This is a genomic window from Flavobacterium cerinum (genome assembly GCF_024496085.1).
GTDB classification, from domain to species: Bacteria; Bacteroidota; Bacteroidia; order Flavobacteriales; family Flavobacteriaceae; genus Flavobacterium; species Flavobacterium cerinum_A.
In genome coordinates this window covers 179,559-194,728 of sequence record NZ_CP101751.1, presented here as the reverse complement: position 1 = coordinate 194,728, position 15,170 = coordinate 179,559, and the positions used below count along the sequence as shown (strand labels likewise).

Below are 15,170 nucleotides of genomic sequence, written 5' to 3'. Positions count from 1 at the left end.
TTATACGGCATCGGTAATTTTGATTCGTGTCATAAAAAGACTTATTTTGTAGCATAATCTTTACTTTTTAAATTTCAGGTAACAAACAGATGAAAATGGCTTGCTTTTTACAGTTGAATTCTGCTGCAAATGATGAATCAGCGGGTATTGGTATCGCTATTGGGTTTGTTTTGATAGTCCTGATTTTTAGTTTATTTCGCTTTTTGGAACCGATCTATACCTATTTTTTTAAAAAGCCGTTTTATGTGCATTTTTACCCGTTTCCTAAACAATTAACCGATGCGCAATTGTATATATTAGAAACCCAATTTTCATTTTATCGAAGATTACCGCTTAGGCAAAAAGGTTATTTCGAACATCGGGTAAGTCGTTTTATTGCTAAATACCAATATATAGGCCAACAGGGGCAACCCATTACCGATGAAGTGAAAGTACTGATCGCGGCGACTTCAGTTATGCTTACCTTCGGAATGCGGAATTATCTGTTTACCGTTTTTAATAAAATTGTTGTATTTCCTACCAAGTTTTTTTCTGTTTCCGGTCAGGCGTATCATATCGGTGAGTTTAATCCGGCGTTAAAAACAATCGCGTTTTCCTGGGAAGATTTTGTAGCCGGGTATCGTAACGAACACGACAATCGGAATCTGGGGCTACATGAATTTACGCATGCCTTACATTTTCAAAGTGAAAAAAGTGAACATGTGAGTGCAATCCTTTTCGAAAAAATGTTTCGGAAGATCATGAAAGAACTGGAAGATCCGGTTACGAGTGAAAAAATCCGAAGCAGCGGTTATTTCAGAGAATATGCTTTTGAAAACCGATACGAATTTCTGGCGGTACTGCTCGAACATTTTTTTGAAACACCGGAAGTCTTCCGGTCCCATTTCCCACTACTTTATGATCATCTTAAAAAGATGATTAATTTTAAGCAATATTAAGAGCAAGGTGAAAAAACAACAAAAATACGTGTAAATGTTGAGTCGGCATTGAAAAGAATTTAAAATTCTAAAAATAATGTTAAATTAAATTTAATGATGAAACGAGTACGACATTTAAAAATTAGCTTTGTTGTTTATACAAATAAAGCAATACAAAAAACTACATTATAATACTATGAAAGGTAAACATATAGTATATCTCGTTCTGATTATCGTATTGGGCGGCATGATATTTTATCGAATTTCAGCCAATAAAGAGAAAAATGACGGTGGTAAAAAAGGAGACGGAAAAAATGCAGCCAAAGTATCCGGTATCGTATTACAACCACAGGTCTTTTCAGATAATTTATCGTTGTCGGGTTCTATCGAAGCCAACGAACAAGTTGAAATCAGAAGTGAAGTTTCCGGAATAGTAGAAAGCATCAATTTTAACGAAGGCACACAGGTAACTCAGGGACAAGTGTTGTTTAAAATTAATGATAGCGAGTTGCGGGCACAATTGGCTCAGGCTAAAACCCAACAGGCACTTGCCGCTGAAAATGAAAGAAGAGCCCGATTGTTGTTACAGAAAGAAGCAATTAGTCAGGAAGAATATGATACAGCTAATGCCACATTGCGTTCTACTCAGGCACAAACACAGTTAATCCAGGCCCAATTAGCGAAAACGAGTGTAAAAGCACCGTTCTCCGGAAAAATCGGATTGCGCGCCATTTCAAAAGGAGCTTATGTAACACCAACAACTGTGGTCGCTAATCTGGTCAATCTGAATCAGGTAAAAATCACCTTCTCGATACCGGAAAAATATGCCGGACAAATGAAAAAGAATGCCGAAATTTCATTCACCATTGCCGGATCTAAAGACAATTATAAAGCAAAGATTTATGCCATCGAACCGGGTGTAGATGTGACAACACGAACCTTACAGATGCGTGCTCTGGCGCAGAATCCGGAAGGGAAGCTATTACCGGGAACCTATGCTAATGTTGCATTACCGCTGGAAAATGTTAACGATGCCTTATTAGTACCTACTGAAGCATTGATTCCGATACAAAACGGTAAAAAAATATTTGTTGCTGAAAAAGGAAAAGCAAAAGAAATTGTTGTAGAAACCGGACCGCGTACCGCTAAAAATATTCTGATAACATCCGGATTAAAAGCGGGTGATACCGTATTGACCAGCGGGGTGATGACCCTTAAAAACGATATGCCGGTAAAAGTGGCAATACAAAAATAATACGGCAGCCTCACCATTAAAGTACAGCCAAAATGAGTCTATCTACCATAAGTATAAAAAGACCGGTTTTAACGATCGTAATCAACCTGATGCTGATCCTGTTCGGGATTATCGGGTATACCTATCTTGGGATCCGGGAATTCCCTTCAATTGATCCGGCACAGATTTCCGTTCGTACCAGTTATGCCGGTGCAAATGCGGATATTATTGAATCACAGATTACAGAGCCGCTTGAAAAAGCGATTAATGCTATCGATGGAATCCGAAATATTACATCGTCAAGTAATCAGGGAAGTAGTAATATCACGATTGAGTTTAATCTGGATAAAAACCTGGAAGAAGCCGCTAATGACGTAAGGGATAAAGTGTCTCAGGCGGTAAGAAGCTTGCCGCAGGATATTGATGCACCGCCCGTAGTATCGAAAGCGGATGCGGATTCGGAACCGATTATTACGATGACGGTTCAGAGTGATAATAAAAATGTATTGGAACTGAGCGATTATGCTGATAACGTGATCGCACAGCGTTTGCAAACCATTCCGGGCGTGAGTAGCGTACAAATATGGGGACAACGTAAATATGCAATGCGTTTATGGATCGATCCGGTAAAATTAGCCTCCTATGGTTGTACGGTTTCAGATGTAAGAGATGCGCTGAATAAACAAAACGTAGAATTACCGTCGGGTAAATTAACCGGAGATAACACCGAATTAACGGTGAAAACAATAGGAAACCTTTCAACGGAAGAGGAGTTCAATAATATTATTGTTCGGGCTAACGGAGATAATATCGTCCGACTAAGTGATGTCGGGAAAGCGTCTCTTGAAGCCGAAAATCTGGAAACGAAACTGAGTGATTCCGGACAACCGATGGTCGGTTTGGCTATTATTCCGCAACCGGGAACTAATTATCTGGATATCGCTGAAAAATTCTACGAACAATACGATCAACTTAAAAAAGACTTACCTAAAGATTTTAAACTGAATATTGCAATCGATAATACGGTTTTCGTTAAAAAAGCGGTATTAGAAGTAGCCGAAACCCTTTTGATATCAGTGATACTTGTAGTATTGATCATTTATCTGTTCTTTAGAGACTGGGCGATTGCATTCCGACCGTTAATTGATATTCCGGTGTCTTTGATTGCGACTTTCTTTATCATGTATATTTTCGGTTTTTCGGTTAACGTATTGACCTTACTGGCTATTGTACTGGCAACGGGATTAGTTGTGGATGATGGTATTGTAGTAACCGAAAACATATTTAAAAAAGTAGAAGAAGGGATGTCGCCTATTGAAGCGGCGGTTAAAGGATCGAACGAAATTTTCTTTGCCGTAATTTCGATTTCAATTACGTTGGCTGCGGTGTTTTTACCGGTAATCTTCCTTGAAGGATTCGTCGGTCGGTTATTCCGGGAATTCGGAGTGGTAATCGGAGCTGCGGTACTGATATCGGCATTTGTGTCGTTAACGCTGACGCCGATGTTAAATGCGTACCTGATGAAAGGTGGCGAACAGAAAAAATCAAAATTCTATAACCTGACCGAACCGTATTTTGAAAAATTAAATAAGGGATACGCTGAGTCATTGGTGAGCTTCTTAAAACGAAAATGGTTGAGTTTCCCGATATTGATCGGTTGTATCGGGCTGATCGTGTTTTTCTTTAAAACCTTGCAAAAAGAAACGGCACCATATGACGATCGAAGTTTTATCAGTTTAAGAGTTACGGCTCCGGAAGGCGCAACCTACGATTATATGGATCGTTTTATGAGCGAGCTTACCGAATTGATCAATGATTCGGTTCCGGAGAAAAAAGTAAGTTTGATAATTACATCACCGGGATTTGGTTCGGCATCTGTAAATAGTGGTGTCGCCCGTTTATCATTGGTTCAGCCGGAAGAAAGAAAAAGAACGCAAAAACAAATTACAGATGATTTGTCGAAATGGACAAAACAATATTCTGAAGCGAAAGTAGCGGTTTCCGAGTCGCCTACGATTGCTGTAAATCGAAGAGGAGGATTACCGATTCAATATATTATTCAGGCACCGAACTTTAAAAAACTGGAAGAAAAGATTCCGGAATTTATGGATGAAGTAGCGAAAGATCCGACTTTCTCAATGACGGATGTTAACCTGAAATTTAATAAACCTGAAATTTACGTTAGTATTGACCGTGTAAAAGCACAGAGTCTTGGAGTTTCGGTGATTGATGTCGCACAAACATTACAGCTTTCGTTAAGTGGTCAGCGTTTCGGATATTTTATGATGAACGGAAAGCAATACCAGGTAATGGGACAGTTTGATAAGAAAGACCGAAGTGCACCGATGGACCTTACTTCGATGTTTGTTCGCAATAAAGACGGTCAGCTGATCCAGTTGGATAATGTCGTGACGATTGAAGAACAGAGTAGTCCGCCGCAATTGTATCATAACAACCGCTATATGTCGGCTACGGTATCAGCAGGATTGGCGCCCGGGAAAAGTCTTGGTGACGGAATCGAAGCGATGGAACGAGTTAAAGCAAAAGTACTGGATGATAGTTTTACAACGGATTTGGGTGGGGAATCGAGAGACTTTGTCGAAAGTAGTTCTAATACCTCTTTTGCTTTCGGATTGGCTTTATTACTGATATTCCTGATTCTGGCGGCACAATTTGAAAGTTTTATCGATCCGTTTATTATCATTTTAACAGTGCCGATGGCGGTAGCCGGAGCGTTATTGTCGTTATGGCTATTCGGTCAGACGTGGAATATCTTTAGTCAGATCGGAACTATTATGTTGATTGGTCTGGTGACGAAGAACGGTATTTTAATTGTGGAGTTTGCCAATCAATTGCGGGAACAGGGCAAAGATAAATACGAAGCCATTGTTGAAGCGGCTGAATCCCGTTTACGTCCGATTTTAATGACCAGTTTGGCAATTGCTCTTGGAGCGTTACCGATTGCGCTGTCGTTAGGTGCAGCATCGCAAAGTAGAATGGGGATGGGGATCGTTATTGTGGGCGGAACAATATTCTCGCTTATATTGACATTATTTGTGATTCCGGCAATTTATCTGATGTGGTCAAGAGAACGTAAACATCGCCCGGAATTTGATAATATTAAGGACTAATTATGAAACATTATCTGTTAATCATACTGGCAATAGTAACTTCAAATCTGGCAAACGCACAGGAAGTGCTTACGGCTAAAGAGGCGGTTGAAATTGCATTAAAAAATAATTATGATATTCTGATTGCTGCCAATCAGGCAAAAATCAGTGAAAAGAATGCCGGCGTTGCCAATGCCGGGATGTTGCCAACATTGGGAGCAACGCTGACAAAAAATAATAATACGCAAAACTCAACGCAAACGCAGGCAGACGGATCGCAAAGGGAATTGAATAATGCAAAAAATAACAGTCTAAACTATGGTGTAGCACTGGGATGGACGATATTTGACGGATTAGGGATGTTTGCACGTTATGATCAACTGAAAGAACTGGAAAAGCAAGGGCAAACGCAATTAAAGTCTGCTATAGTGACAAAAGTAGCTGATGTGCTTTCTGCTTATTATAATCTGGTACAGCAGCAACAAATGTTGACGACACTTGATACGGCAGTGGTGATTTCAAAACAACGCTTACAAACGGCTGATAACCGGTTTAAAATAGGGAAAGCGTCCAAATTGGAAGTGTTAAATGCTCAAGTCGACCTAAATACAGATACGACTAACTTAATCAAACAAAAAGAATTGTATGCCAATGCGGTTACGGCTTTAAACGAATTATTGGTTCGTGATGTAACTACGCCTTGCCGGGTTGAAGAAACAGTGTCAGTTGATCATAAATTAATACTTAAAGATTTGATGACACTGGCTGAAAAACAGAATCCGGATGTGCAATTGGCTATTATAAACAAAAGAGTAGCGGAATTGGATTTAAAGCAGGTAAAAGCCAATAGATATCCGGTTGTTCGGTTGAATTCGGGTTATAATTTTTCCGAAACAGAATCCAGTCTTGGTTTCGTAACACAATCTTCATCCAAAGGATTTAATTACGGATTAACAGCAACATTGAATATTTTTAACGGATTTCTACAGCACCGAAATGAGAAAGTGGCAAATCTTCAGGTTGAAAATACACAGTTTCTACTGGACAAACAAAAGCAGAGTCTGAATACGCAATTAGCAACTGTTTATCAATCCTATCAAACTAATTTGGAGTTGAAAGAGCTGGAAGCTAAAAACGAAGATATTGCCCGCCAAAACCTGGATATAACATTAGAAAAGTTTCGTATCGGAACGATAACCACAATCGAATTCCGAAATGCACAATTAAACTACATAACGGCCAGAACCCGACACAATGCTGCCCGATTCCAGGCTAAAATTTCGGAAGTTGCTTTAAAAGAATTAGCCGGAACGGTGACATTTTAGTACGCCTATAAATAGGACAGAATATGATTTTTGTCAATGTTTTTGTAATTTTATTGGACTAATTTAGTTCATAATCAAAAACATATAGTTATGAAACATCGTGTTCCTGTATCGTCTATTATGACTAAGAATGTGGTTAAACTCAATCTTACAGATGATTTAACCAAAGCAGAAATGCTTTTTAAAAAGAATAACATCAGACACATACCGGTTGTCAATGGTAATGCCATTATCGGAATGCTGAGTTATACCGATCTACTACGGATTTCATTTGCCGATGCAGTTGACGACGACGACGAAATCGTTGATACTACCGTCTACAACATGTTTACTATCGAACAGGTAATGGCAAAAAAACTGGTGACCGTTTCTCCCGATACAACAATTAAAGAAGCCGCAGAAATTCTGGCGACGAAAGAGTTTCATGCCTTGCCGGTAGTAGAGGGTGATTTGCTGGTTGGTATTGTAACAACGACAGATTTAATTAAATATCTGATTAACCAATATTAATTTTTTTAAAAAACAAAATAATATCCAAAATAATTGTTAATTTTATTTTGCAAAACATTTATTTGGATATTATGAAAAAAACTACACAAAAGAATTTATTGGCCTTGTTAACAATGGCTTTAATGGGGATTACTGCATCTGCGCAGTCATTCTATACCAACGGAGGTCTTTCGACTGGTACGAACACTTCTAATGGATCTACTCCGTCACCGGCAGGATATACATGGAGTGAATTGCAATCTGTAGGTGGCGCAACGAATACCAATCTAGGATTCGGGGCTATTTTTAATACGGCTGCAACAACAAATTTACGTATTGCGGATAACTTTACAGTTACTTCCACAATGAACCTGACAACAGTTGATTTGTTCTGTTATCAGACAGGTTCTACCGGTACTACACCACCAATTGATCAAATGCGTGTTCAAATCTGGAACGGTGATCCGTCTGTTGTAACATCTACGGTAGTGGCGGGAAATATGACAGCTAATATCTACAATGCTTCGGCGAGTGGAGAGGCTAACATGTATCGTATCGGAAACAATACACCGGGTACAACTCGTAAAATATGGCGTATTAGCGGAAACCTGACCGCAACATTGGCTCCGGGAACGTATTGGGTCGATTTTCAGGTACACGCAACAAACGACGGATCCATCTTTTTCCCTGCTGTTACAGTACCGGGATCGGTTAGTTTAGCAGGTTGGAATGCAAAACAGTATAGTGGTACAGCTTGGGCAGGTATTGTAGACGCTGGTTCTACTCAGCCAATGGACATGCCGTTTATTTTAAATTACCAAGCTTTCTTGGGTACTGAGAGTTTTGTTACAAATAACAAAATGTTGTTGTATCCAAACCCGGCTACGAATGTGTTGAATCTGAAAGTAAATTATAATGCGACTCAGGCTATACCGGGACGTGTTGCAATTTATGACCTAAAAGGATCTAAAGTATTGGATCAGAAATTGGTTTTAGCTGATGGAGATAATTATCCGGTAAATATTGAAACATTGAACAAAGGTGTTTATATGGTTCAAACATTTGATGTGGATAATAACGAAATCGTAAAAACGAAATTGGTTAAAGAATAACCTCTTTTAAGATGATAAAAAAAGCAGCCGAAAGGCTGCTTTTTTGTTTTATTATATTGTGGTGATCTTCTTTAAGTCGGCTATAGTTGCAATAGGGTCGCTGGCTTTAAAAACATAGCTTCCGGCAACTAATACATCGGCTCCGGCTTCGATTAACTGAAGCGCATTCTGATTGGTTACACCACCGTCAATTTCGATAAGCGTTGCAGCATTGTTGCGGTTGATCATTTCCTTTAACTGCTTTATTTTTTTATAAGTATTTTCAATAAATGATTGTCCGCCGAATCCGGGATTAACGCTCATCAGGCAAACCATGTCGATATCGTTGATAACATCTTCTAATAAGGCTACATTAGTATGCGGATTTAAAGCAACACCGGCTTTCATGCCTTCCGCTTTTATTGCTTGAAGGGAACGATGTAAATGAGTGCAGGCTTCATAATGAACGGTAAGAATATCGGCACCCAGACTTTTAAATGTTTTGATGTATCGATCCGGATCAACAATCATCAGGTGTACATCAATTGTTTTTTTAGCATGTTTGGTGATCGCTTCCAAAACCGGCATTCCAAAAGAAATGTTGGGTACGAATACACCATCCATAATATCAATATGAAACCAGTCGGCTTCACTGTTGTTAATCATTTCAATGTCGCGTTGCAGATTGGCAAAATCAGCTGCAAGGACAGAAGGAGCAATTATACTATTTTTCATTGTGTTGTGTTTGTTTGCAAAGATAATTATAATCTTATGATTATGGTGGTCGGAAAAAGATAAGAATTGTTAAAGGGTAGGGGGGAAAAAACAAAACTCCGGTAATCAGCCGGAGTTTCAATCATCAATCAAAAAACGAACAGTTATTGAAACTGTTGTTGCGTTTAATATTTTTAGTACAAATGTTCAATTTTATAAAGATATAATAAACATTTGATCTTTTCCTAATTTTTATCCTAAATATGTTTTCAGGATTTTACTTCTGGAAGTGTGTTTTAATCTTCGGATTGCTTTTTCTTTAATCTGACGAACACGTTCGCGCGTTAAGTCAAAAGTTTCACCGATTTCTTCCAATGTCATCGGATGTTGGTCGCCTAAACCGAAGTACAAACGGACAACATCTGCTTCACGTGGTGTTAAAGTTTCCAAAGCGCGTTCAATTTCTGTACGCAATGATTCGTGAATTAATTCACGATCCGGATTTGGAGATTCACCGGAGCGCAATACATCGTAAAGGTTGGAATCTTCCCCTTCTACCAACGGTGCATCCATTGACAGGTGACGTCCGGAGTTTTTCATACTTTCCTTAACGTCGTTAACGGTCATATCCAATTCTTTGGCGATTTCTTCAGCCGAAGGAGCACGTTCGTTGGATTGTTCCAACAAAGCGTACATTTTATTAATTTTATTGATTGAACCAATTTTGTTCAAAGGCAACCTTACAATACGAGATTGTTCCGCTAAAGCTTGTAAGATAGACTGACGAATCCACCAAACGGCATAGGAAATGAATTTGAAACCACGTGTTTCATCAAAACGTTGTGCCGCTTTAATTAACCCCAAGTTCCCTTCATTAATCAAATCGGGTAAAGTTAAACCTTGATTCTGGTATTGTTTAGCTACCGAAACCACGAAACGTAAGTTAGCCTTTGTTAGTTTCTCTAAGGCTCTTTGGTCTCCGGCTTTAATTCTTTGTGCTAATTCTACCTCTTCATCAGCGGTAATCAAGTCAACTTTTCCAATTTCTTGTAGGTACTTGTCTAAGGAAGCAGTTTCACGGTTAGTAACCTGCTTGGTAATTTTAAGTTGTCTCATTTAAGAATCTCCTCTTTTTAAGTATTCAGTAATTATACGTAACGTTGTTGCAAAAAGTTACAGGAGTTGTGATTTTTTTTTTAATTTATTTTTCAGGAAGTTTGTTTTTTTAAATAGATGTTTTTTAATGTATTGATTTTTAGTTTTTTATAAATTTTAGCGGTTGTAAGGGAAAATAAAAAGCGCTAGAAAATTATAGCTAAAATAAGAAATTGAAGTATAAAAAAACGGCCTGTTAAAAATACAGGCCGTTTTAGAGTATGATAAAGTATTGCAATTATTGGGTTTCGATATCTTTTTTTTGTTATTCCCAGAAAGGAGGTACTACATTCGATGAAAAAGTAGTGCAATCACCACATGCTGCAGGTGTCAGAAAGTATGTGGGAGCAGCCATAAACTCATAAATAACCATGATATCGTTGTTTAGAAAGTCAACTATAGCAGCTCCGTCGCAATTCAAACCAAAACAGAAAATCTGTTTCAGTAGATGGCAGTTTACTTTATAAGGCGGTTTCTCTTCACCCGGAAACAAATCGTCATAATTAAAGAAAATTCTTTTTGATGAAACACTTGAAACATCAAAAAAACCGATCACCTTTTCTTTCGGATTGTCTGCCGATTTAATATTTCCGACAAGATATCCGGGTTGGTTAGGGGATAATATACTTTCCGAACCGGATAGTTTTTTTAATGTTTTGTAATAATTGTAAGCATGCATATTTTGAACGTATTGCCGTACCAATATGCTGTATCTGTGAGTGATAATGTAATTTTGCGTACTGATAAAACGTACCGGAAAATCAACACGGTCTTCCGGGGTTTCATTTGTGTTGAGTAATAGAACATCCGTAGATTTATCGGTGCTGTAACACGTTTTTGCTTCTTCGGTTCGAGGAACCATCGTCAATTCCTGTTCATAATAACTCGGACCGGAAAGATGCGCTTTAAACGGAATCGCTTTCGGTGCTACAACTTTATAGGTTTCCTCGTATTCGAATCGGTAATAATGAGAGGTGTTGGTCGGATCATAACTTTTCGCTCTGATTTCTACCCCTCTGATATTATCAACCGTTTGTACACTGGCGGTTACTTCTTGTAACGGAGTGGAGGTTGGTAAAACTTCTTTAGTAGAGACATATCTTTTTCCGTCGCTGGTGATCACCGTTAGTTGGTATTTTTTCCCCGGTAGCGCCTGAAATTCATTTACCGATGTGTAACTATTATTGGTCTGTACAAAAGGGTATTCATTACCGTCACTGTCGGTTACCGTTACATCTGCATTTTCTTCAAAAGTCGGAATCAAATCTTCAAAGCGAAAGGTACGGGAAACTTTTACCGTTTGTTTTTGAAGTACATTGGTAATAGTTGCTTCTATAACGATTGCCTCTTCAAAAGTATCGGTTTTTAACTTATACGGATCGGTACAGTTGGTCAGACCGAAACCGATCAGTACTATTGCTGTTAGCTTGAGGACTAATTTTATTTTCACAGACCTTTTATTTTACTCCCAAAAAGGAGGGACTATATTAGACGAAAAAGAAGTACACTCAGCACAAGCCATCGGCGTCATAATGTAGATTGGTATCGGATCATCATTAGTTCCGATTATAGTCTTGGTTCTGTACTTTATATGGTCAAGTACTTGATCGCCTTTACAAAACCGATCAAGCAAATTGAAACAGAACTTGTAAGCCTGTTCATCGCAGGTTACTTTATAAGGAGGTAATGCTTCACCCGGAAACAGATCGGCATAATTAAAGAAAAGTCGTTTTGATGAAACACTTGAAACATCGAAGAAACCGATCACTTTTTCAGACGGGTTATTAACCGATTTAATGTTTCCGACAAGATAGCCCGGTTGATTTGGAGATAATACACTGCCGGAACCGGATAGTTTTTTTAATGCTTTATAGTAATTATAGGCATGGAGGTTTTGTACATATTGATGTACTAATATGGTATACCGATGACTCATAATATAATTTTGCGTACTGATAAACCGCACCGGAAAGTCCACACGGTCTTCCGGGGTTTCATTTGTGTTGAGTAATAGGATATCCGTAGATTTATCGGTACTATAACACGTTCTTGTTTCTTCAGTATGCGGTATATATACGATTACCGGATTATCCATCGCATCACGGGTAACTTTCGGTTTAAAAGTCCGCCATTTCGGTGCGATAATTTTATAGGTTTCTTCGTATTCAAAACGGTAGTAATGGGAGGTACTACTCGGATCGTAACTTTTCGCTTTGATTTCTACCCCTCTGATATTATCAATCGTTTGTACACTGGCGGTAAGCTCTTGTAAGGGAGTGTCTGTGGGTAAGACTTCTTTAGAAGAGGTATATTTTTTACCGTCGCTTGTAATGATTGTCAGGTGATACAGTTTCCCCGGTACGGCCTGAAATTCATTTACAGATGTATAAACGTTGTTACTTTGTTCGAAAGGATATACATTACCGTCACTGTCGGTTACCGTTACGTCTGCATTTTCTTCAAAAGCCGGTATTAAGTCTTCAAAGCGAAAGGTACGGGAAAGTTTTACTGTTTGTTTTTGCATTTGGTTGGTTATCGTTGCTTCGACAACCAACGCATCTTCAAAAGTATCGGTTTTCAATTTATACGGATCGGTACAGTTGGTCAGGCCGAAACAGATTAGTACTAATCCTAGGAGTTGGGTTAAAAATTTTGTTTTCATATACTTTTTATTTTATTCCCAAAAAGGAGGAACTATATTAGAAGAAAAAGAGGTACATTCAGCACAAGCGATCTGCGTCATAGTGTAGATCGGTGTCGGATCATCATTAGTTCCGATTATAGTCTTGGTTCTGTACTTTATATAGTCGAGTACTTGATCGCCTTTACAAACCGAATCAAGCACATTGAAACAGAACTTGTAAGCCTTTTCACCGCAGGTTATTTTATAAGGTGGTAAAGCTTCACCCGGAAACAGATCGGCATAATTAAAGAAAAGTCGTTTTGATGAAGCACTTGAAACATCGAAGAAACCGATCACTTTTTCAGACGGGTTATCAACCGATTTAATATTTCCGACAAGATAGCCCGGTTGATTCGGGGATAATACACTGCCGGAACCGGATAGTTTTTTTAATGCTTTATAGTAATTATAGGCATGGAGGTTTTGTACATATTGATGTACTAATATGGTATACCGATGACTCATAATATAATTTTGCGTACTGATAAAGCGCACCGGAAAGTCGACACGGTCTTCCGGGGTTTCATTTGTGTTGAGCAATAGGATATCCGTAGACTTATCCGTGCTATAACACGTTCTGGTCTCTTCAGTATGGGGTATATATACGATTACCGGATTATCCATTGCATCACGGATAACTTTCGGTTTAAAAGTCCGCCATTTCGGTGCGATAATTTTATAGGTTTCTTCGTATTCAAAACGGTAGTAATGCGAAGTATTGGTCGGATCGTAACTTTTCGCTTTGATTTCGACTCCTCTGATATTATCAATCGTTTGTACACTGGCAGTAAGTTCTTGTAACGGAGTGTCTGTGGGTAAGACTTCTTTAGTAGAGGTGTATTTTTTACCGTCGCTGGTAATGATGGTCAGGTGATACAGTTTACCCGGTACGGCCTGAAATTCATTTACAGATGTATAAACGTTGTTACCTTGTTCGAAAGGATATACATTACCGTCACTGTCGGTTACCGTTACATCAGCATTTTCTTCAAAAGTCGGTATTAAGTCTTCAAAGCGGAAGGTACGGGAAAGTTTTACCGTTTGTTTTTGCATTTGGTTGGTTATCGTTGCTTCGACAACCAGCGCATCTTCAAAAGTGTCGGTTTTTAACTTATACGGATCGGTACAGTTGGTCAGGCCGAAACAGATTAGTACTAATCCTAGGAGTTGAGTTAAAAATTTTGTTTTCATAGACCTTTTATTTTATTCCCAAAAAGGAGGAACTATATTAGAAGAAAAAGAGGTACACTCAGCACAAGGAAGTGGTGTCATTATGTAAGTAGGTATTACAAAATCATATCGGATTATAGTCATCGTTTTTTGTTCTAAATAATTGATCACATCTCCTCCTTTACAACCCGGATTATCTGTAAAACAATAATCGAGTTCCAGTTCATTACAGATTACTTTATAAGGCGGTAATGCTTCGCCCGGGAAGAGATCAGCATAATTAAAGAAAATACGCTTGGATGAAACGGTTGAAACATCGAAGAAACCGATTACTTTTTCAGAAGGGTTATTAACCGATTTGATATTTCCGACAAGATAGCCCGGTTGGTTCGGTGACAATATGCTCCCGGAACCGGATAGTTTTTTTAATGTTTTATAGTAATTATAGGCGTATAAGTTTTGTACATATTGGCGAACCAGTATACTATACCGGTGGCTGATGATGTAATTTTGCGTACTGATAAACCGCACCGGAAAATCCACGCGATCTTCTGTGGCTTCATTCGAGTTGACTAACAGGATATCGGTAGACTTATCCGTGCTATAGCACGTTTTTGTTTCTTCTGTATGCGGTACAAATGTTATTATCTTATAAGGATTGGCTTGGATAATTTTAGGTTTAAAAGTTTGCCATTTCGGAGCGATCACTTTATAGGTTTCATCATATTCAAAGCGATAATAATGGGAGGTACTACTCGGATCATAACTTTTCGCTCTGATTTCTACCCCTCTGATATTATCAACCGTTTGTACGCTGGCAGTAAGCTCTTGTAACGGAGTGTCTGTCGGTAAAATTTCTTTAGTAGAGGTATATTTTTTTCCGTCGCTGGTAAAGATGGTCAGGTGATACTGTTTGCCCGGTAAAGCCTGAAATTCATTTACAGATGTATAAACGTTGTTACCTTGTTCGAAAGGATATACATTTCCGTCACTGTCGGTTACGGTTACGACTGCATTTTCTTCAAAAGAAGGTATTAAGTCTTCAAAGCGAAAGGTACGGGAAATTTTTACCGTTTGTTTTTGAAGCAGGTTCGTAATAGTCGCTTCCACAACCAGAGCATCCTCAAAAGTATCGGTTTTCATCTTATAGGGATCGGTACAGTTGGTCAGACCGAAACAGATCAGTACTAATCCTATGAGTTGGGTTAAAAATTTTGTTTTCATAACACGTTCTTATTTTTAAATACTAAAATGGCAAACCCTAATGGTTCCGGAAATCGGG

General features: G+C 38.6%; 12 protein-coding genes. 6 read left to right on the top strand and 6 right to left on the bottom strand.

The features are described 5' to 3' along the window. The first annotated feature begins 95 nt into the window (after window positions 1-95). The 6 genes from NOX80_RS00770 to NOX80_RS00745 all read left to right on the top strand — a co-directional run bounded on the left by NOX80_RS00770 (window position 96) and on the right by NOX80_RS00745 (window position 8,187). Window positions 96-938: a zinc-dependent peptidase gene (locus NOX80_RS00770; RefSeq protein WP_256551445.1), complete on the top strand. Its 843-nt coding sequence runs from the start codon at window positions 96-98 to the stop codon at window positions 936-938. Window positions 939-1,113: 175 nt separating this feature from the next. Further along, window positions 1,114-2,172 carry an efflux RND transporter periplasmic adaptor subunit gene (locus NOX80_RS00765; RefSeq protein ID WP_256551444.1) on the top strand — a complete coding sequence of 353 codons (1,059 nt, stop codon included), beginning with the start codon at window positions 1,114-1,116 and terminating at the stop codon, window positions 2,170-2,172. A 32-nt stretch (window positions 2,173-2,204) separates the two neighbouring features. Then, entirely contained in the window at window positions 2,205-5,282 is a 3,078-nt protein-coding gene (locus NOX80_RS00760; protein ID WP_256551443.1) for an efflux RND transporter permease subunit, read from the top strand. A 2-nt stretch (window positions 5,283-5,284) separates the two neighbouring features. Then, window positions 5,285-6,586, top strand: a complete 1,302-nt coding sequence (locus NOX80_RS00755) for a TolC family protein (RefSeq protein WP_256551442.1) — start codon at window positions 5,285-5,287, stop codon at window positions 6,584-6,586. A gap of 90 nt (window positions 6,587-6,676) precedes the next feature. After that, window positions 6,677-7,096 carry a CBS domain-containing protein gene (locus tag NOX80_RS00750; RefSeq protein ID WP_256551441.1) on the top strand — a complete coding sequence of 140 codons (420 nt, stop codon included), beginning with the start codon at window positions 6,677-6,679 and terminating at the stop codon, window positions 7,094-7,096. A gap of 71 nt (window positions 7,097-7,167) precedes the next feature. Further along, the gene (locus NOX80_RS00745) at window positions 7,168-8,187 is read left to right on the top strand and encodes a T9SS type A sorting domain-containing protein (protein ID WP_256551440.1); all 1,020 of its coding nucleotides are present in this window, start codon (window positions 7,168-7,170) and stop codon (window positions 8,185-8,187) included. 51 nt (window positions 8,188-8,238) lie between these two features. On the opposite strand, the gene rpe is transcribed toward NOX80_RS00745, so the two are convergent. The 6 genes from rpe to NOX80_RS00715 all read right to left on the bottom strand — a co-directional run bounded on the left by rpe (window position 8,239) and on the right by NOX80_RS00715 (window position 15,112). Continuing rightward, window positions 8,239-8,901, bottom strand: coding sequence for a ribulose-phosphate 3-epimerase (gene rpe / locus NOX80_RS00740; RefSeq protein WP_256551439.1), 663 nt, complete (start codon window positions 8,899-8,901; stop codon window positions 8,239-8,241). Between the two features lie 231 nt (window positions 8,902-9,132). After that, entirely contained in the window at window positions 9,133-9,996 is an 864-nt protein-coding gene (locus NOX80_RS00735; protein WP_020212501.1) for a sigma-70 family RNA polymerase sigma factor, read from the bottom strand. A gap of 304 nt (window positions 9,997-10,300) precedes the next feature. Beyond that, entirely contained in the window at window positions 10,301-11,485 is a 1,185-nt protein-coding gene (locus tag NOX80_RS00730; protein ID WP_256551438.1) for a DUF4249 domain-containing protein, read from the bottom strand. Window positions 11,486-11,497: 12 nt separating this feature from the next. Beyond that, entirely contained in the window at window positions 11,498-12,697 is a 1,200-nt protein-coding gene (locus tag NOX80_RS00725) for a DUF4249 domain-containing protein (RefSeq protein ID WP_256551437.1), read from the bottom strand. A 12-nt stretch (window positions 12,698-12,709) separates the two neighbouring features. Continuing rightward, window positions 12,710-13,909: a DUF4249 domain-containing protein gene (locus NOX80_RS00720; RefSeq protein WP_256551436.1), complete on the bottom strand. Its 1,200-nt coding sequence runs from the start codon at window positions 13,907-13,909 to the stop codon at window positions 12,710-12,712. A gap of 12 nt (window positions 13,910-13,921) precedes the next feature. Beyond that, a complete protein-coding gene (locus tag NOX80_RS00715; RefSeq protein WP_256551435.1) occupies window positions 13,922-15,112 on the bottom strand; it encodes a DUF4249 domain-containing protein in 1,191 nt (396 codons plus the stop codon). Between the last annotated feature and the right edge of the window lie 58 nt (window positions 15,113-15,170).